We start from the raw sequence: 18,507 nt of genomic DNA, 5'->3' as shown, positions 1-18,507 counted from the left end.
CAGCCATTATGAAGATAGTAATCGTAGGATCAGGAAATTTGGCCACACATTTAAGTCAGGCGCTCAGCCAGGCGGGTCAGGAAATCGTGCAGGTTTATAGCCGTACGGCAGAGCATGCCAGCGAGCTGGCAGCCAAGCTGGGGTGCGCTTACACCACCAATATCGATGAAATCAGCGAAAATGCCGATATCTACATCATCTCGGTAAAGGATGATGCCATCGCCACACTGGCCGAAAAGGTGGGCCGCAAGGCGCAGCAGGCCATCATCGTACACACAGCGGGCAGCATTGCGATGCAGGTGCTGCAGCCACATGCACAGCACTACGGCGTGCTGTACCCGATGCAGACATTCTCGAAGAACAAACCCGTGGATTTTAAGCCGATACCTTGTTTTATCGAGGCTTCGGACAATGCCACGCTGACCACCATCCGCACACTGGCCGAGAGCGTATCGCAGAATGTGGTGCCAGCCACATCGGCACAACGCAAAAAACTGCACTTGGCTGCCGTGCTGGCCTGCAACTTTACCAACCACTGCTACCGACTGGCCGAAAAGGTGCTTGAAGAGGAGCAGATGGACTTTAAGCTATTCCTGCCACTTATCGATGAAACCGCACGAAAAGTAGCCCAGCTGAGCCCCAAACAGGCACAGACGGGTCCGATGATGCGTTGGGATACGGGCGTAATGCAGATGCAGATGGAGCTGCTGAACGACGAACGCACCCGACAGATTTACAAGCTGATGGCCGAGAGCATTCACGAGGATGCTACAAAAGCAGATGATACATGCCGCCAGCCATAGCTTTTACCACACCTTTCATTTCGAGCTGGAAAAGCAGCGATGTAACCTGACTGATAGAAAGGTTGGCATGCACACTCAATACATTTATCTGGAGATCGTTGGTTTGCTGCAGCAAGCTGACGATTTTCTGTTCTTCGGCCGATAGTTCAGGGAACAGCTGGCGCTCGATACCACTGGCCAAGGCCTGCTGGCGCACCACATCATCCTGCCAACCCATAGCCTCAACAAAGTCGGCAGCACCAGTAATCAATCCAGCTGCATTATCGCGAATAAGATGGTTGCAACCCTCGGAGAAAGGCCGGCCCACATTACCTGGAAACGCATATACTGGGCGATTGTAACTCTGTGCTATCTCGGCTGTTATCAGACTGCCACCTTTAGCGGCGCTTTCAATCACAATGGCCGCATCGGCACAGCCTGCCACAATGCGGTTTCGACGCACAAAGTTCACCTTATCGGCATTGGTCTGCGTCATAAACTCAGTCAGCAGTCCGCCATGAGTGGTCATCTCGGCAGCTGTATCGCGATGGTGATAGGGGTAAATCTGGTCTAATCCGTGAGCCAGAACACCCAAAGTCTGGTAGCCACTCTCGAGGGCATTGCGATGGGCACAGATATCTACGCCATAAGCCAAACCACTCACAATCAGCACGTTGGGACACATTTCATGCAGCTCGCTGATAAACTTACGCGTAACATCCTGACCATAGGTAGTGATGTGGCGCGTGCCTACGATACTGATGATTTTCTGCTGGTTCAGGTCGGCATTACCCTTGTAGTACAGCACCAGTGGCGCATCGGGGCACTCTAACAGGCGCTGGGGGTAGTCGTCGTCGAGCAGCGAGAAGGCACGTATCTGGTGCTCTTCCATATACTTCAACTCAAATTCGGCCCGTTTCATCGCGTCGCCCCAATCCTTCAGGGCAGCAATCAGGCGTGGAGAGCAATTCGGTAGCAGGTCGCCCACCTCGTGACGGTGTTCGTACAGTTTCTGGGCGCTACCAACGATTTTATACATCTCTAACGCCAACTGAAAGTTAAAGTTAGTAAGGCGTGTGAGCGCCATTGCATAGAATATTTCCTGGTTCATAGCTTTATTATTTGCGTTTTAAGTATTCGTAACCAAAGCGACAACGCAGACAGTCCTTCTTGTCGCAATACTCCTTTTTAAGCTGTATGAGCGCCTGCGAGTCGCCAGCCGATTTAACGGGCAGACCCACCTGTTGCCACATGCGGATAATGTGGTTGTTCTCGGCCTTGAGCTGCTCAAGAAACTCGAAGGCCTTATCGCAAAGCACCTCTTTTGACTGATGGCGGCCATAGGCAAACAGCATGGGGATGGCGGTATTAATCATCAGCAGATTGATGGAGCCTACCGACAGATGTTTGGCGTTCTTAGCACTCTCGGAGCCAAAGGTGTAATGGGTTTCCCAATAAGGCGTAACCTGCGAGCTGAGCACGTGCTTCAGTTCGTCGAGGGTTTCACACTCTATCAGCTGACTCAAGCCTGCTTTCTGCTGATAATACAGGTTGGCCAACTGCGCCAAGCGAATATGAGGGAAGTTCTGCGGGCGCAGGCGAAGGAACCGCCACAAACGGAAATTAATCGGTTTCATCGAGAATTTATGCGCCAGATACTGGTACTCTTTGCGTAATCGTGCAAAGTAGCCATCGTTAAGCGCCTGCTGCTGGTAGCATTCGGGCACAGCATCGAGCTCCAGCAATCCCGCCTGACCAAAGAAGATAGCCTCGATCTGAAACAAATCGTCGCGATGATGCGCTACAGCGCTCAGGGGCACGTTCTGCGCCCACTGTTCGAACACATCGCCGTTAATGCCAAAGCCGTAGTTGCGGGCCAAAGTGGTAAAATAACCATCCTCCCACGAGCCATTGCAACGCTCTACACGCTTTCGGATATCGGCTGTCTTGCGTTCTAGACGCTCTACCTGCAGGGCTGCCATCCACGAGTGAACCGTGAGCGAGGGCAAATCGGGAATCACCTTATAACAGGGCGGATACTCCTCGGTTCGGCGCAACTCATCGTAATGCGCCTGTACATGCGGAGGTACATCCAGCTGCAACTGAGGCACATACTGCCCGTTGCTCTTCATCACCTCGGTATCCAGCACCTTGGCCACATGCAGTATCACGTTGTCGTAATCGCTGTTCTTGTCGTGCCCATGCTGATACCAGTCGCTCGACTTGTCGTGAATCTCAACATTGCCCGCCCACATGGTGCCGTTAATACGTATCTTGGCATTTACGAAATCGGGCCCGGCATCGCTGTTGTGCTTGCCTGGATCGATCACCTCAACCAACATACCATCGCTTGTGAGCAGCTCTTTCAGCGGAAAAAGCTTCAGTTTCCAAGTATAATGGAGTAATTGTTCCATATGGTTTATTTAGCTATAAGTAAAAAATTTGTGCACAAATATACACGATTATTTGCAATCAACCAAATAATATCAGAAAAAATGCGTAACTTTGCACCCGAAATGAAGATAGGCGATATAGAATTTGGACAAAACCCGGTGTTTTTGGCACCGATGGAGGATGTGACTGATATTGGTTTCAGACTGCTTTGCAAGCGGTTTGGAGCAGCAATGGTGTATACAGAGTTTGTAAGCGCCGAAGCGCTGATACGCGATGTAAAATCTACCATTTCGAAGCTGACCATCAGCGATACCGAGCGCCCCGTAGGCATACAGATTTACGGTCGCGACGTAGAGGCGATGGTTGAAGCGGCCAAAATCGTAGAGCAAGCCGGTCCTGATCTGATCGACATTAACTTCGGCTGCCCTGTAAAAAAGGTGGCAGGCAAGGGTGCTGGTGCAGGTATGCTGCAGAACATACCCAAGATGCTGGAGATTACCAGCAAGGTGGTAGATGCCGTAAAACTGCCCGTAACAGTAAAAACCCGCTTAGGCTGGAACCACGAGCAGCTGATTATTACCGAACTGGCCGAACAGCTGCAGGATTGCGGCATTAAAGCGCTTACCATTCACGGCCGCACACGCAGTCAGATGTACACAGGCGAGGCCGACTGGACACTGATTGGCGAGGTAAAGCGCAACCCCAAGATACATATTCCTATTATAGGTAACGGAGATATACACAGTCTTGACGAGGCCGACGAGGCATTCAAGACCTACGGCGTAGATGCCATCATGATTGGTCGCGCCACATTCGGCTGTCCTTGGATTTTCAGTCGCGAGGAGCTCGACTTTAACCAGAAGCTGGACATCCTTGAGGAGCTGCTACGTATCAACGTGGAGCGCATAGACGAGAAACGAGGCATCCTCCATACCAGAAGACACCTCGCTGCTACACCTATATTTAAAGGAATTCCCGATTTCCGACAGACCCGTATCGCCATGCTGCGAGCCGAAACCATGAGCGAGCTCATGCAGATACTGGAGGATACACGAAAGCTGTTGGGCTAATCCTTTTAAATCACATTTTTAGAACCACCCCATGAGCGAACGCAGATAGGCTGTGAGTTCGCCAGCCATCTTTTCGTCCTGATACACATTGGGATGCCAATCGTTGCCATACCACTCGTTGCCCGAAATAGGCGCCATATCAAAGCGATAAACCGCATTGTCGCCAGCTTTCTTAGCCTCGGCAGTCACCTCGTCGAGCAACTGCTTCACCTGCTGCAACTCCTTGTTATACAGCATCGAACCCGACAGGAACACAATCTTAGCCTTGGGGTTATGCAGGCGCACCATCTGCAGCAGCTTCTTGTAGTTCTGCTTCAGCAGCTTCAGGTCGTAGTTGTTGGTCGAAGTATCGTTGGTACCCAGATTGATGCAGATCACATCAGGCTGATAGCGATTAAAATCCCACTTCTCCTGCAGGAAGGTAGCCTCCTTGCGCAGTTCGGGTTTCCAGGCATAACCGATATACTCGTACTGGGCCAGCATGTTCGACTCGGGGTTACCCGTCTTGGGACCGTTATAGTTGCGATAGGCACCGATACCGCTACGAGCCACTACCCAGTGCTGCGCATCCAGATTGCGTGCAGTCATCGAGGCGTACGAGTAATAATGGTTCTCTGTTGCATAATCAAAATGTTCTTCTTTCTTCAATCCCTCGTTACCATAACCGCAGGTAATCGAATTACCGATGAATTCAATCTTTCTTGAGGGCAAAGCAGGCGCGTCGACCAGCTTTTTACCTTTGTCGAGCACAAAGCCCCAGAACTCAGGGAAGAACTCGTAACCCTCGATGGCATACATCAGCTTAACGGTGTGAACACCATCAGCCAAAGCAGTAGCCAAGGTTACCAACGAGTCGCGCTCGCCACGAAAAGCTACCTTGAAAGGCTCGGCCTTATCAATCTGAGCCACAAAATAACCACTCTTAGGCTTGGCCAGCATGCGCAAAGAAGTACCCTCGAAGGCTGCAACTATCTGCACACCAGGGAAGTTGAACGCAGGGCGCTCGGGGTTAGTAAAACTGATACGTCCGGTATACTGAATGTGAGCATCAGTAGGTTTGATGACTTCGCCTTGAATAGGCATCGTTTTAATGGCCATCAGTTGTTGGCACAACATAGCTGCGAAAGCTATCAAAAACACTTTTTTCATATAATTTTTAAGTTTTGGTGGCAAAGTTACGAAATCTTTTTGTATCTTTGCCCCAATTAAACCATAAAATTTTAAATTATGCAAGCAGTAGGAGTATTTTTCGGCATTATTGTTGCACTGGCAATTCTCATCATCGGTTACTTTATTTCAACCCAGCGCAGTCTGGTAAGTCTCGATGAAATGTGCAAAAATGCCCTGAGCCAGATAGAGGTTCAGCTTAATTCGCGTTTCGATGCAGTAGTAGCTTTGGCTAAAACGGCAGCACAGTATGCCAAGCACGAGAGCGAAACCATTATCCAGACCATCGAAGCCCGCGGAGGTCACACTTCAGCCGCCACACCAGCAGGCATCAACGCCCAGTCGGACCTGTTAGGTCAGATGATGAGCCGTCTGAACGTAGTGGTTGAGCAGTATCCAGAACTGAAAGCCAGCGAGCTTTATCAGAATGCCCAGGCAGGACAGGCTGAGTACGAGGAGAACGTACGCATGTCGCGTATGGTTTACAACGATACCGCTACCAAGATGAACCGCATGGTTCGTCAGTGGCCATCAAGCATCGTTGCACAGATGCTGCATTTCGATGTAAAAGACTATCTGAAGGTTGACAACGAGAAGAAAAAGGACTATCCCGATCTCGATGAAGCCTTTAAAAAATAAAGCGTGAAAAGTGAAAAATTATAAATAGCCACAGATTATTTTGTAGTCTGTGGCTTTTTTCGTAATTTTGCACACGAAATATGATAGACGAAGATTTCGATATTCGCGAAGAACGTTACTCTCAAGGCGAGAAGGACTTTGAGAACGCTTTACGACCGCTGAGCTTTAGTGACTTTAGCGGTCAGAAAAAGGTTGTTGAGAATCTTGAGGTGTTTGTAGAGGCCGCCAAATATCGTGGCGAGCCCTTGGATCACACCTTGCTGCACGGTCCTCCAGGACTGGGAAAGACAACCCTCTCGAATATCATTGCCAACGAGCTGGGCGTAGGTTTCAAGATTACCAGCGGGCCTGTACTCGACAAGCCAGGCGATCTGGCCGGCATCCTGACTTCACTCGAGAAGAACGACGTGCTTTTCATCGACGAGATCCACCGTTTGTCGCCTGTAGTAGAGGAATATCTCTACAGCGCGATGGAAGATTATCGCATCGACATCATGATTGATAAAGGTCCGTCGGCACGCAGCATCCAGATTGACTTGAACCCGTTTACGCTGGTGGGCGCTACCACCCGTAGCGGACTGCTTACAGCACCTTTGCGTGCCCGTTTTGGTATCAACATGCACCTGGAGTACTACGAGCCAGAAACGCTGCAGGCCATCATCGAGCGCTCGGCAAACATCTTAGGTGTGCCCATTACTGAAGACGCAGCCCTGGAGATTGCAGGCCGTTCGCGTGGAACGCCACGTATCGCCAACGCCTTGCTGCGTCGTGTGCGCGATTTTGCACAGGTGAAAGGCAACGGCACCATCGACACCAAGATTACCCGTGTGGCACTCACAGCCCTGAACATCGACAAGTACGGTCTCGATGAAATCGACAATAAGATTCTGCTCACCATCATCGATAAGTTCCGTGGCGGTCCCGTGGGTATCACCACTATCGCTACTGCTATCGGCGAGGATGCAGGCACCGTAGAAGAGGTGTACGAGCCATTCCTGATTATGGAGGGCTTTATCAAGCGAACCCCTCGCGGACGTATGGTTACCGAGCTGGCTTACAAGCACTTCGGTCGCAACCCTTATGGCGGAAACATTATGCAACCCAATCTGTTTGACTGATATGAGAACAGGAATATTCGTGGGGAGTTTCAACCCCTTTACAATTGGTCACGATTCTATCGTGCGACGTGCATTGCCACTCTTCGACCGATTGGTAATCGGCGTGGTTGGCGATAATGTTCACAAGCCCGATATGCCCAAAGCCGAAGAGCGTATGCAGGCCATCAAAGAGCTCTATGCCGACGATCCACGCATAGAAGTGAAACCCTATCACGGCTTAGCGATGGACTTTGCCAAAGCCGAAAACGCCCAATTCATCGTAAAAGGCGTGCGCACAGCGAGCGACTTTGAATATGAGCAATGGCAGGCCGATTTTAATCGCCGTCTGGGTGGTATCGAGACGATTCTTCTTTATACTGAGCCAGAACTGGCCAGCGTATCATCGAGTGCTGTACGCGAACTGCAGCATTTTGGCGTAGATGTAAGTGCTTATATACCGAAAAAACATTAACTATGATTATATACGAAGCAGAGGGAGTGAAATTCCCTAACATCAAGAAGCGAGAGACTACTAGCTGGATTCGCCAGGTGGCAGCCAGTTATGGTAAGAAAGTCGGTGAAATCGGCTATTTGTTCGTGAACGATGAGAAGATTCTCGAAGTGAACAACCAGTTCTTGGGTCACGACTACTACACGGATATCATCACCTTCGACTACTGCGAGGGTAAAACCATCAGCGGCGATATCTACATCTCTGTCGATACGGTGTTCACCAATGCCGACAAGTTCGGTCGTCCCTACGACGAGGAGCTGCACCGTGTAATCATTCACGGTATTCTGCACCTGTGCGGCATTAACGACAAGGGTCCAGGCGAACGCGAAATCATGGAAGCCGCTGAGGATAAGGCACTTGCCATGTTGAAAGAAGAAGAATAAGTTTTTAGGAAAAATATGAAGAGATTGATGATGACTGTGAGCTGCTGCTCACTGATGGTTGTTGCCCTCACGCTGATGAGCTGGATGGCCGACGACACCATGACAAAGGAAAACGGAATGACAGTAATTAACACCACCTCGCTGGGTAAGGATGTGCAGGGCTTTCTGGGCGCTACACCAGTTAAAATCTATATCCAGAAGAACAAGGTGGTAAAGATTGAGGCTCTGAAGAACCAGGAGACGCCCAAATACTTCCTGAAAGTGAAGAAGAACCTGCTGGACAAGTGGAACGGCGTAAAGATAAAGGATGCCAAGAAGATGAAGGTTGATGCCGTAACAGGTGCCACCTACTCATCGAAAGCTGTTATCGAGAACGTACAATTAGGATTGGATTACTATTCTAAGCACTAATTCTGGTGCTAAAAGCCTATGGATATAGCTATTTATACACTCACTTCGGAGCTGCACGACGAGGCGGCTGTAGGAGCAGTTACTCAGGAGTTTCTGGGTAGCTTAGGGATTGAATACACGCTGAAAGGCAACGATTACAGCGATTACGGCAGTCACACACTGTCGGTTATCTATGTGCGCACAGGTGGTACCGAGGGCATTTTCAAGCGTTTGCTGCCCCAGCTGCGTCAGCAGTCACAAGCACCTTTCTATCTGCTCACATCAGGTAAAAGCAACTCGCTGGCGGCATCGATGGAGATTCTTTCGTATCTGCAGCAGAACTACATGCAGGGCGAGATAATTCACGGAAGTGCCGATTACATCGCACGCCGACTGCAGACATTGCAGAAGGTTCAGGAGGCCAAACGCAAGCTGAATGGTGCACGCTTGGGCATTATCGGCGAACCTTCCGACTGGCTGATTTCAAGCGCAGCCGATCCCAAAGCCGTAAAAACCAAGTTAGGTATCGAGTTGGTAGAAGTTCCCATTTCGGAGCTTTTAGAAGGTATCGACAAGGTAACCGAAGGCGAGATGCCCGATCGTATCTACCAGGCTCTGAAAGCCATTGTTACCAAGCATAATCTGCAGGGCTTTACGCTGCGTTGCTTCGACTTGCTGACGGCTGTTCATAATACTGGTTGCTGGGCTTTGGCTAAGCTGAATGCCGAAGGTATCGTAGCCGGCTGCGAAGGCGATGTACCAGCCATGTTATCGATGGCTATCACCAATGCCTTGTTGGGTGTATCAGGTTTCCAAGCCAATCCATCGCAGATTAACCCCGAAACAGGTGAGATGTTGTTTGCACATTGCACCATACCATTAAATATGGTTGAGCGCTACGAGCTGGATACACATTTTGAGTCAGGAATTGGCGTTGGAATCAGAGGTTTTATGAAGGAAGGAGCTGTTACAGTATTCAAGGTTTCAGGCGATCTGAAGCGCAGTTTCGTAGCCGAGGGTGAGTTGGTTAGAAATCAGGCCAAACCTGACCTCTGTCGCACGCAACAGGTAATACAACTGACTGATAATGAGCAGACTTCATACTTCCTGACCCACCCCATTGGTAATCATCACATTATCACACCTGGAAAGAACCGCAAGCTGTTCGAAGATTTTATCGCATCATTATAAACAATGAACGAGGCCACGCTCGCATTCATCCGTAGTCACGCTAACGACGACGTACGGCAACTGGCACTTCAAGGCAAGAAGAACCCTGAGGTAGATATGACGTACGCACTCGACCAGATAGCAGGCCGGCAAAAAGCGCGCGTAAAAATACCATCATGGGCGGCTAACGACGGCATTGTGTATCCGCCTCACCTGTCGATGGAGCAATGCTCGAGCGAGGCCACAGCCCGCTATAAAGCCCAAATAGCCGGCAAAGGACTGAGAATAGTAGATTTAACCGCTGGTTTTGGCGTTGATATGGCATTTATGTCGACCAACTTTGCCGAAGCGGTACACGTAGAGCAGCAGGCAGCATTATGCGCCATTTCATCGGCTAACTATGTGAGTTTAGGCTTACAGCATATCAACGTAGTTTGCAACGATGGTGTGGCCTATCTGCACCAGATGGAGCATGCCGATCTGATATTCATCGACCCAGCCCGACGCAATGAGCATGGCGGGCGTACCTACGGCATTGCCGATTGCACACCAAACGTGCTGGAACTTATCGATGAAATGCTTGAAAAAGCCGATCGTGTAATGATAAAACTATCGCCCATGCTCGATTGGCAGAAGGCTGTTTCGGACATCGGAAATGTAAGCGAAGTTCATATCGTTTCGGTAGCCAACGAGTGTAAAGAACTGCTCTTGGTCGTCGACCGAGAAACCCATCATCTAAAGGTGTTCTGCGCAAACGACGGGCAGGTATTCAGCTACACATCGAACGATGAAATCCGCAATTTTTATCAGCAGCCATCAAATCCCCAATATCTGTACGAACCCAACGCATCGGTGATGAAGGCCGGATGCTTCCAACTCATAGCACAACGTTTCGGCATCAGTCAGCCCGATAAGAACAGTCATTTGTTTCTCTCGGAGCAGATCATACCCGATTTTCCTGGACGCGGATTTGTGATCGAACGCACATGCACAATGAACAAACGAGAGCTGAAAACAGGCTTGGCAGGCATTACCCAAGCAAATATCGCCGTAAGGAATTTCCCGTTATCAGTAGCCAACCTGAGAAAGCGACTGAAGCTGAAAGACGGCGGCGAGGTATATATTTTCGCCACAACAAGTGCCGAGAAGGGCCATCTGCTGCTGGTTTGCCGAAAAATATCATAATATTTTTTGTTATTTGCCACTTTTTTGTTATCTTTGCATCGTTTTTAAGCTTAACGAACAAAGAGAGAATATGTCAGCAGTAGAAATTAGAAAAGTCACAGATAAAAAAAGTCTTGAGGCTTTTATCGACTTCCATTACGACTTGTACAAGGGCAATCAGTACGATGCGCCCAATTTGTTCAGCGACGATTTGCACACCCTGAGTAAAGACAAGAATGCCGCCTTCGAGTTTTGCGAGGCCGAGTATTTCCTGGCTTACAAGGATGGTAAAGTTGCTGGACGTATAGCCGCCATCATTAATCATCGTGCCAACGACGCATGGAACCGCAAGAGCTTGCGCTTTGGTTGGATAGATTTCATCGACGATTTAGAGGTGAGCAAGGCATTATTTGATGCCGCAGAGCAATGGGGCCGCGAGAAAGGCATGACAGAGATTATTGGTCCGTTAGGCTTTACGGATATGGACCCAGAGGGCATGCTGATTGAAGGCTACGACCAGATGGGTACCATGGCCACTATCTACAACTACCCCTACTACCCCAAGCATCTGGAGCAGTTAGGCGGCTGGGAGAAAGATAACGACTACGTTGAGTTCAAGCTCATCGTGCCAAAAGAAGGTATCCCCGAGAAGTTCAAGAAGATTGCCGAGCTGGTGATGAAGCGCTATAACCTGCACCCAGCACACCCCAAACGTAGTCAGGTGTTTGGTAAGGAACAGATTGGTCGCAAGGTACTCGACGTGGTAAACAAAACCTTCGGACATCTTTACGGTTACTCACAAATGACTGAGGCTCAGATAGATGAGTATCTGAAGATGTACTTCCCCATGCTGGATATGAACTTGATTTGCTTGATTGAAGACTGGAACACACCTAACCACGACATCGTTGGTGTGGGCATCTCAATCACCTCCATGACCCGCGCGCTGCAGAAGTGTCGTCGCGGTCGTTTGTGGCCATTCGGATGGTGGCATTGCTTGAGAGCACTCAAGTTCCACAAGGCCGAGTGTGTAGACCTGATGCTGGTAGGCATCCTGCCCGAATATCAGCAGAAGGGCGCTAACGCACTGTTGTTCTACGACCTCATCCCACGCTACCAGAAATACGGCTTCAAGTGGGGTGAAACCAACGTTGAAATGGAGACAAACGAGAAAGTGCAGAGCCAGTGGCAGTATCTGGAGCACACTCAACATAAACGCAGAAGATGTTTCAAAAAGAATCTATGAACGAAGATAACAACCTGATTAATCCCGAAACCGTCAATTACGACGAAGGTAATATCCAGACCCTTACAGGTTTGGAGCATATCCGTTTGCGCCCAGGTATGTATATCGGCCGATTGGGCGACGGAACATCAGCAGAAGACGGTATCTATGTACTGCTGAAGGAAGTGTTTGATAACTCTATCGACGAATTCAAGATGAAAGCCGGCGATAGAATCGAAGTAAACGTAGAGGATAACCTGCGTATTTCGGTACGCGACTACGGTCGAGGCATTCCACAAGGAAAACTGATTGAATCGGTAAGCATTCTGAACACCAGTGGTAAGTTCGATTCTAAGGCCTTTAAGAAGTCAATCGGACTGAATGGTGTGGGTGTGAAAGCCGTAAATGCGTTGAGCAGTCATTTTGAGGTGCACAGCTACCGCGATGGTAAGGTGCGTAAGGCCGTTTTTGAATGCGGTAAACTGATTAGCGACGTAACCGAACCTTCGCAGGACGAGAACGGTACATATATCTACTTTGAGCCCGATGCTACGAAGTTCATCAACTACCAGTTCCACGATGAAATCGTAGAAAACATGCTTCGCAACTATACGTATCTGAACATCGGACTGACCATTATGTACAATGGTCGCCGCATTCTGTCACGTCACGGACTTGAGGATCTGCTGAAAGACCGCATGACCAGCGATGCACTCTATCCGATTGTTCACCTGCAGGGCGAGGATATCGAGATAGCTTTTACCCATGCTAACCAGTATGGTGAGGAGTATTACTCATTTGTAAACGGACAGCATACCACCCAGGGCGGAACACATCAGAGCGCCTTTAAGGAGCATATTGCCCGTACAATCAAGGAGTTCTACGGAAAATACGAATACGGCGATATCCGCACAGGTATCGTAGCTGCCATCGCCATCAACGTAGAGGAGCCGCTGTTCGAGAGCCAGACCAAGATTAAGCTGGGTTCGCTCACTATGTCGCCCGATGGCGGTGTGAGCATCAACAAATACGTAGGCGACTTTATCAAGACTGAGGTTGACAACTACCTGCATATCCATCAGGATGTGGCAGAGGTACTTGAGAATAAGATTAAAGAGAGCGAGCGCGACCGCAAGGCAATGGCTGGTGTAACAAAACTGGCCCGCGAACGTGCCAAGAAAGCTAATCTGCACAACCGCAAACTGCGCGATTGCCGTATCCACTTCAGCGACGTTAAGAACGACCGCAAGGAGGAGTCGTGCATCTTTATCACCGAGGGTGACTCAGCCAGCGGAAGCATCACCAAAAGCCGCGATGTAAACACGCAGGCTGTATTCTCATTGCGTGGAAAGCCCCTGAACTGCTTTGGATTAACCAAAAAAGTGGTTTACGAGAACGAAGAATTCAATCTGTTACAGGCAGCTCTCGACATCGAAGAGAGCCTGGACACACTGAGATATAACAAGGTCATTGTAGCCACCGATGCCGATGTGGACGGTATGCATATCCGCCTGCTCATCATCACATTCTTCCTGCAGTTCTTCCCCGAACTCATCAAGAAAGGCCACGTTTACGTGCTGCAAACACCGTTGTTTCGCGTTCGTAACCGTCGCACAAAGATTAAGAACAAGAAGACCATCGCCGAAGCGGACGCTAAATCAGACAAAAAGAGCGATTTCATCACACGTTACTGCTATAGCGACGAAGAGCGACAGAAGGCCATTGAGGAGTTAGGGCCCGATCCTGAGATTACCCGATTCAAAGGTCTTGGCGAGATTTCGCCCGATGAATTCGCTGGTTTTATCGGTCCCGACATGCGTCTGGAGCAGGTAACACTGCACAAAACCGACCAAGTAGCCAAGTTGCTGGAATACTACATGGGTAAGAACACCATGGAACGCCAGAACTTTATTATTGATAATCTGGTGGTTGAGGAAGACCGCCCTGAAGAAGACATTTATGAATAAGACATTTGCCTCTTTGCTGCTGTGTATGGCATCGATGAATGCCCACGCGCAGTTCCGTATCAACAACAGCGATGACTCACCTCTACGCAAGCTGCAGTTTGCCGAGATAGCCATCAGCAACCTCTATGTAGATAGTGTAGACGAGAAAAAACTGGTTGAAGACGGTATCAGAGGCATGCTAGATAAGCTGGACCCCCACTCTTCGTATCTCACACCCAAGGAGGTGAAAGATGCCAACGAGCCGCTTGCAGGCAATTTTGAGGGTATCGGCGTACAGTTTAACCTTATCGAGGACACGCTGCTGGTTATTCAGCCCGTCACAAATGGTCCTTCAGAAAAGGTAGGCATCATCGCTGGCGATAGAATCATATCGGTAAACGATTCGGCTATCGCTGGCGTAAAAATGTCGAAAGAGGAGATTATGAAACGTCTGCGCGGTCCAAAGGGCACAAAAGTAAAACTTGGTGTTATCCGCCAAGGCATCAAAGACCGTCTGACATTTACCGTTACACGTGATAAAATCCCCGTAAAATCGGTAGATGCCATTTATATGATTCGACCACAGATAGGCTATATCCGCATTGGTAATTTCGGCGCTACAACCCATCAGGAGTTCTTGGAGGGATTGAAAATGCTACGCGACCAGGGTATGCAACACCTCATTCTGGATTTACAGGAGAATGGCGGCGGCTATCTGAAGGCAGCGGTGGATATTGCCAACGAATTTCTGCAGAAAAACGATTTGATTGTGTACACCGAGGGCAGAAAGGTGCCCAGGACCGAATATAAAGCCGATGGAAGCGGCGTTTTCCGTCAGGGTAAGGTAATTGTACTCGTAGACAGTTATACGGCTTCAGCGGCCGAAATTGTAACCGGAGCGATACAGGATCAGGACCGCGGTATTGTGGTAGGACGCCGTACATTCGGTAAAGGTCTTGTTCAGCGTCCACTCGATCTGCCCGATGGCTCTATGATTCGTCTCACCATCGCACATTACTACACTCCATCAGGTCGTTGTATTCAGAAGCCCTACACCAAAGGCGAGAACCGCGACTATGCAATGGATGTAATTAACCGACTGAAAAGCGGCGAGCTGACAAATGCAGACAGTATCCACTTTGCCGACTCGCTGAAATATCAGACATTACGCGAGCATCGTACAGTTTACGGCGGTGGAGGCATCATGCCCGACGAATACTGTCCGCTGGATACTACCATCTATACCAAGTTCCATCGCGAACTGGCTGCCAAAAGCATCATTCTGCAGCAGAATCTGCGCTATGTAGATAATCATCGCAAGCAGCTGAAGAAAGCCTGGCCATCGTTCGCTGAGTTCAAAGAAAAGTATGAGGTACCACAGGATTTGATAGACACCATTCTAAAGAATGGTGAGAAACAGAATATCAAGCCCAAGGATCAGGCAGAACTCGAAAAAACACTGCCCTATCTGCGTCTACAATTGAAGGCTCTCATAGCTCGTGATATTTGGGATATGAGTGAGTATTTCTCTGTTTTCAACGAGGAAAACGCAATGGTAAAGCGCGCACTTGAAGTCATTGCTAATAATAACTAACATAAAGGAAAGGACTGATCATGAAAAAACTGTTTTTATCGATGATGCTCATGGCCGCAGGAGTACTGGGATGGGCACAGAATGCCAACAACAATGCGTTTAAATCAATTGACGTAGATGAATTCCAAAAAACACTCGAGAACTGCGCCAACGACTGCGTGCTGGTAGATGTACGCACTCCGGAGGAATATAATGCAGAACACCTGAAAGGCGCTATCAACATCGATGTGAAAGATAGTCTGAATTTCATGAAGAATGCTACAGACGTGCTGCCTAAGGAAAAGACCATCATGGTTTATTGCCGTACTGGTCATCGTAGCAGCATGGCAGCAGGAAAATTGGCAACCAAAGGTTACAAGGTACTGAACCTTAAAGGCGGCATAACGGCTTGGAAAGAGGCCGAGAAGGAGACGGTAAAATAAGAATATGATATTAAAATACGATGTAATTGTTATCGGAGGCGGTCACGCAGGATGCGAGGCCGCTTGTGCTTCGGCCAACATGGGCGCGAAGACCTGTCTGGTAACGATGGATATGAACAAGATTGCACAAATGTCGTGCAATCCAGCTATAGGCGGCATTGCTAAAGGACAGATAGTCAGAGAGATAGATGCCTTAGGAGGTCAGATGGGATTGGTAACCGATGCTACTTCCATCCAGTTCCGCATGCTGAACGTAGGTAAGGGGCCCGCTGTTTGGAGTCCTCGTGCTCAATGCGATCGCGGCAAGTTTATCTGGGAGTGGCGCAAGACAATCGATGAAACCGATAATCTGGATGTGTGGCAGGATCAGGCCGACGAATTACTTACAGAGCCCATTTCTGGCTCTGAGAGCGGCGATATCCGTGCCGTTGGAGTACGTACCATCTGGGGCACAGAAATCTACGCCAAGAGCATTGTAATCACCGCAGGAACGTTTCTGAACGGTTTGATGCATATCGGAAGAAAGATGGTACCAGGCGGTCGTATAGCCGAACCTGCCGTTCCCCATTTCACCGAGAGTATCACCCGTCACGGCATAACAGCTGCTCGTATGAAGACGGGCACACCTGTACGTATTGATAAGCGTTCGGTTCATTTCGAAGATCTGGAAGTCCAGCCAGGTGAAACACGCCCCTATCAGTTCAGCTATATGAATAAAGGTGGTGCATTAAAGCAGCTGCCTTGCTGGACAGTAAACACCAACGCTGAAGTACATGAGATTCTGAAGAGCGGATTGGCAGATTCACCGCTATATAACGGTCAGATTCAATCGATAGGACCGCGTTATTGTCCTTCGATCGAGACAAAGCTTGTGACCTTCCCCGACCGCGATAAGCATCCGTTATTCCTGGAGCCGGAGGGCGAGGATACCAACGAAATGTATCTGAATGGTTTCTCATCGTCGCTGCCGATGGATGTACAGATAGAGGCACTGAAGAAAATGCCAGCATTCAGAGACGTAAAGGTATATCGTCCTGGCTACGCCATCGAATATGATTTCTTCGATCCTACCCAACTGAATCATTCGTTGGAATCGAAGATTATAGATGGATTATTCATGGCCGGACAGGTAAACGGAACTACCGGTTACGAGGAAGCTGGCGGACAAGGCACCTTAGCGGGCATTAACGCAGCACTTAAAGCAGGCTGTGCTGGTAGTGATACAGCCAACAAGCAGTTTGTGCTGCATCGCGACGAAGCATATATTGGCGTATTAATCGACGATTTAGTAACCAAAGGCGTAGATGAGCCTTACCGCATGTTTACCTCAAGAGCCGAATATCGTATTCTGTTGCGACAGGATGATGCCGATGCACGACTCACAGAAAAGGCCTACGAATTAGGTATTGTAAAGAAGGACCGCTACGACTGGTGGCTACAGAAAAAGCAAGCTATCGAAGAAATCGAAGCTTTCTGTCAGAACTTTGCCATCAAACCTCGACTGATTAACTCATCACTCGAAGCTCTTGGTACTACCCCACTCCAGTTTGGCTGCAAGCTCTCAGATTTGGTAAACCGTCCGCAGCTGAACCTCAAGAACCTCTCAGAAGTGATTCCATCGCTGAAAGAAGCACTTGATCGCCCATCTAATCGTAAAGAAGAGATAGCCGAAGCTGCAGAGATTCGTATGAAATATAAAGGTTATATCGAGCGCGAACGACTGGTAGCCGACAAGATGCACCGTTTGGAGAACATCCGAATAAAAGGACGCTTTAACTACGAAGAATTGCATGGGCTTTCTACCGAATGCCGACAGAAGCTGCAGAAAATTCAGCCCGATACGTTAGCACAAGCCAGTCGCATCCCAGGTGTATCTCCCAGCGACATTAATGTACTGTTGGTGCTGATGGGCAGATAATGTTCCACGTGAAACAAAAGAATAGAACAAACAAGCATAACTCACTGATTATGAACAACAAAACATTGATTGACAATCTGCGTTGCATACCAGATTTCCCCAAGAAGGGCATCAACTTCAGAGATGTTACTACACTCTACAAGAATGCCGAGTGCATGAAGATCATGATGGATGAATTGGTGGAGCTTTACAAAGATAAGGGCATCACCAAGATCGTTGGTATCGAAAGTCGCGGTTTCATCCTAGGCGCTGCCCTTGCCGCCAGATTAGGTTGCGGATTCGTAATGGCAAGAAAGCCCGGAAAACTGCCCGCTACTGTTATTAAAGAATCGTTCTCGAAGGAATACGGTGTAGATACTATCGAGATGCACATCGATTCTATCGAGCCAGACGATGTAGTTCTGATTCACGACGACTTGTTAGCAACAGGCGGAACTGCTAAGGCTGCTTACAAACTTGTACAACACTTCCACCCCAAGAAGGTATTCATCAATTTTATAATTGAAATTACAGACGAAGGTTTACATGGAAGAGACGAGTTCAAAGGCATTGACCTGACAACGTTACTCACCATCTAATAATTGTTCCACGTGAAACACAGTCCCGCGAAACACCTTTAAACACAAAGGATT

18 protein-coding genes are annotated in these 18,507 nt (G+C 48.9%); 15 read left to right on the top strand and 3 right to left on the bottom strand.

Features of this window, described 5'->3' with window-relative positions; genetic code table 11:
• Positions 1-8 precede the first annotated feature (8 nt).
• On the top strand, positions 9-803 hold the full coding sequence (locus tag T500_RS0100520; protein ID WP_028906487.1) for a Rossmann-like and DUF2520 domain-containing protein: 795 nt from the start codon (positions 9-11) through the stop codon (positions 801-803).
• Here T500_RS0100520 and dprA read toward each other — a convergent pair.
• Both dprA and T500_RS0100510 read right to left on the bottom strand, forming a co-directional pair.
• Positions 769-1,893: a DNA-processing protein DprA gene (gene dprA / locus T500_RS0100515; protein ID WP_028906486.1), complete on the bottom strand. Its 1,125-nt coding sequence runs from the start codon at positions 1,891-1,893 to the stop codon at positions 769-771. The genes T500_RS0100520 and dprA overlap by 35 nt on opposite strands.
• A 7-nt stretch (positions 1,894-1,900) precedes the next feature.
• On the bottom strand, positions 1,901-3,196 hold the full coding sequence (locus tag T500_RS0100510; protein WP_028906485.1) for a DUF2851 family protein: 1,296 nt from the start codon (positions 3,194-3,196) through the stop codon (positions 1,901-1,903).
• Between the two features lie 102 nt (positions 3,197-3,298).
• Between T500_RS0100510 and dusB the strand changes: the two genes are divergently transcribed.
• On the top strand, positions 3,299-4,246 hold the full coding sequence (gene dusB, locus T500_RS0100505; RefSeq protein WP_028906484.1) for a tRNA dihydrouridine synthase DusB: 948 nt from the start codon (positions 3,299-3,301) through the stop codon (positions 4,244-4,246).
• An 18-nt stretch (positions 4,247-4,264) separates the two neighbouring features.
• Here the strand turns inward: dusB and T500_RS0100500 are convergent, their stop codons facing one another.
• Positions 4,265-5,395 carry an SGNH/GDSL hydrolase family protein gene (locus tag T500_RS0100500; protein WP_028906483.1) on the bottom strand — a complete coding sequence of 377 codons (1,131 nt, stop codon included), beginning with the start codon at positions 5,393-5,395 and terminating at the stop codon, positions 4,265-4,267.
• A gap of 78 nt (positions 5,396-5,473) precedes the next feature.
• Here T500_RS0100500 and T500_RS0100495 point away from each other — a divergent pair, with 78 nt between their 5' ends.
• The 13 genes from T500_RS0100495 to T500_RS0100435 all read left to right on the top strand — a co-directional run bounded on the left by T500_RS0100495 (position 5,474) and on the right by T500_RS0100435 (position 18,453).
• Positions 5,474-6,052: a LemA family protein gene (locus tag T500_RS0100495; protein ID WP_028906482.1), complete on the top strand. Its 579-nt coding sequence runs from the start codon at positions 5,474-5,476 to the stop codon at positions 6,050-6,052.
• An 83-nt stretch (positions 6,053-6,135) separates the two neighbouring features.
• Positions 6,136-7,170 carry a Holliday junction branch migration DNA helicase RuvB gene (gene ruvB, locus T500_RS0100490; RefSeq protein ID WP_028906481.1) on the top strand — a complete coding sequence of 345 codons (1,035 nt, stop codon included), beginning with the start codon at positions 6,136-6,138 and terminating at the stop codon, positions 7,168-7,170.
• 1 nt (position 7,171) lies between these two features.
• Positions 7,172-7,621: a pantetheine-phosphate adenylyltransferase gene (coaD, locus tag T500_RS0100485; protein ID WP_013063844.1), complete on the top strand. Its 450-nt coding sequence runs from the start codon at positions 7,172-7,174 to the stop codon at positions 7,619-7,621.
• Between the two features lie 2 nt (positions 7,622-7,623).
• Positions 7,624-8,046, top strand: a complete 423-nt coding sequence (ybeY, locus tag T500_RS0100480; RefSeq protein WP_028906480.1) for an rRNA maturation RNase YbeY — start codon at positions 7,624-7,626, stop codon at positions 8,044-8,046.
• Positions 8,047-8,076: 30 nt separating this feature from the next.
• The gene (locus T500_RS0100475) at positions 8,077-8,457 is read left to right on the top strand and encodes an FMN-binding protein (RefSeq protein ID WP_155267389.1); all 381 of its coding nucleotides are present in this window, start codon (positions 8,077-8,079) and stop codon (positions 8,455-8,457) included.
• Between the two features lie 18 nt (positions 8,458-8,475).
• The gene (locus tag T500_RS0100470; RefSeq protein ID WP_028906478.1) at positions 8,476-9,627 is read left to right on the top strand and encodes a hypothetical protein; all 1,152 of its coding nucleotides are present in this window, start codon (positions 8,476-8,478) and stop codon (positions 9,625-9,627) included.
• Between the two features lie 3 nt (positions 9,628-9,630).
• Positions 9,631-10,791, top strand: a complete 1,161-nt coding sequence (locus T500_RS0100465; RefSeq protein WP_028906477.1) for a class I SAM-dependent methyltransferase — start codon at positions 9,631-9,633, stop codon at positions 10,789-10,791.
• A 70-nt stretch (positions 10,792-10,861) separates the two neighbouring features.
• Positions 10,862-12,016: a hypothetical protein gene (locus tag T500_RS0100460; protein ID WP_028906476.1), complete on the top strand. Its 1,155-nt coding sequence runs from the start codon at positions 10,862-10,864 to the stop codon at positions 12,014-12,016.
• A complete protein-coding gene (locus T500_RS0100455; protein WP_028906475.1) occupies positions 12,013-13,962 on the top strand; it encodes a DNA topoisomerase IV subunit B in 1,950 nt (649 codons plus the stop codon). Before T500_RS0100460 ends, T500_RS0100455 begins: the two co-directional genes overlap by 4 nt.
• Positions 13,955-15,535: a S41 family peptidase gene (locus T500_RS0100450; RefSeq protein WP_051611795.1), complete on the top strand. Its 1,581-nt coding sequence runs from the start codon at positions 13,955-13,957 to the stop codon at positions 15,533-15,535. The genes T500_RS0100455 and T500_RS0100450 overlap by 8 nt, the downstream gene beginning before the upstream one ends.
• A 20-nt stretch (positions 15,536-15,555) precedes the next feature.
• On the top strand, positions 15,556-15,957 hold the full coding sequence (locus tag T500_RS0100445) for a rhodanese-like domain-containing protein (protein ID WP_028906473.1): 402 nt from the start codon (positions 15,556-15,558) through the stop codon (positions 15,955-15,957).
• A gap of 4 nt (positions 15,958-15,961) precedes the next feature.
• On the top strand, positions 15,962-17,875 hold the full coding sequence (gene mnmG / locus T500_RS0100440; protein WP_028906472.1) for a tRNA uridine-5-carboxymethylaminomethyl(34) synthesis enzyme MnmG: 1,914 nt from the start codon (positions 15,962-15,964) through the stop codon (positions 17,873-17,875).
• A gap of 50 nt (positions 17,876-17,925) precedes the next feature.
• Positions 17,926-18,453, top strand: coding sequence for an adenine phosphoribosyltransferase (locus T500_RS0100435; RefSeq protein WP_013063527.1), 528 nt, complete (start codon positions 17,926-17,928; stop codon positions 18,451-18,453).
• Positions 18,454-18,507: the final 54 nt, after the last annotated feature.

Origin of the sequence: Xylanibacter ruminicola Ga6B6 (assembly GCF_000687715.1) — a bacterium.
Lineage (GTDB): Bacteria > Bacteroidota > Bacteroidia > Bacteroidales > Bacteroidaceae > Prevotella > Prevotella ruminicola_B.
This window is presented reverse-complemented; position numbering and strand designations above follow the sequence as displayed.

Coding starts and splice junctions, on each gene's coding strand:
- T500_RS0100445 (WP_028906473.1), top strand. CDS start 15,556: ATGAAAAAACTGTTTTTATCGATGATGCTCATGGCCGCAGGAGTACTG.
- T500_RS0100475 (WP_155267389.1), top strand. CDS start 8,077: ATGACTGTGAGCTGCTGCTCACTGATGGTTGTTGCCCTCACGCTGATG.
- T500_RS0100465 (WP_028906477.1), top strand. CDS start 9,631: ATGAACGAGGCCACGCTCGCATTCATCCGTAGTCACGCTAACGACGAC.
- T500_RS0100510 (WP_028906485.1), bottom strand. CDS start 3,196: ATGGAACAATTACTCCATTATACTTGGAAACTGAAGCTTTTTCCGCTG.
- dprA (WP_028906486.1), bottom strand. CDS start 1,893: ATGAACCAGGAAATATTCTATGCAATGGCGCTCACACGCCTTACTAAC.
- T500_RS0100450 (WP_051611795.1), top strand. CDS start 13,955: ATGAATAAGACATTTGCCTCTTTGCTGCTGTGTATGGCATCGATGAAT.
- dusB (WP_028906484.1), top strand. CDS start 3,299: ATGAAGATAGGCGATATAGAATTTGGACAAAACCCGGTGTTTTTGGCA.
- T500_RS0100435 (WP_013063527.1), top strand. CDS start 17,926: ATGAACAACAAAACATTGATTGACAATCTGCGTTGCATACCAGATTTC.
- T500_RS0100470 (WP_028906478.1), top strand. CDS start 8,476: ATGGATATAGCTATTTATACACTCACTTCGGAGCTGCACGACGAGGCG.
- ybeY (WP_028906480.1), top strand. CDS start 7,624: ATGATTATATACGAAGCAGAGGGAGTGAAATTCCCTAACATCAAGAAG.
- mnmG (WP_028906472.1), top strand. CDS start 15,962: ATGATATTAAAATACGATGTAATTGTTATCGGAGGCGGTCACGCAGGA.
- T500_RS0100495 (WP_028906482.1), top strand. CDS start 5,474: ATGCAAGCAGTAGGAGTATTTTTCGGCATTATTGTTGCACTGGCAATT.
- coaD (WP_013063844.1), top strand. CDS start 7,172: ATGAGAACAGGAATATTCGTGGGGAGTTTCAACCCCTTTACAATTGGT.
- T500_RS0100455 (WP_028906475.1), top strand. CDS start 12,013: ATGAACGAAGATAACAACCTGATTAATCCCGAAACCGTCAATTACGAC.
- T500_RS0100460 (WP_028906476.1), top strand. CDS start 10,862: ATGTCAGCAGTAGAAATTAGAAAAGTCACAGATAAAAAAAGTCTTGAG.
- T500_RS0100520 (WP_028906487.1), top strand. CDS start 9: ATGAAGATAGTAATCGTAGGATCAGGAAATTTGGCCACACATTTAAGT.
- T500_RS0100500 (WP_028906483.1), bottom strand. CDS start 5,395: ATGAAAAAAGTGTTTTTGATAGCTTTCGCAGCTATGTTGTGCCAACAA.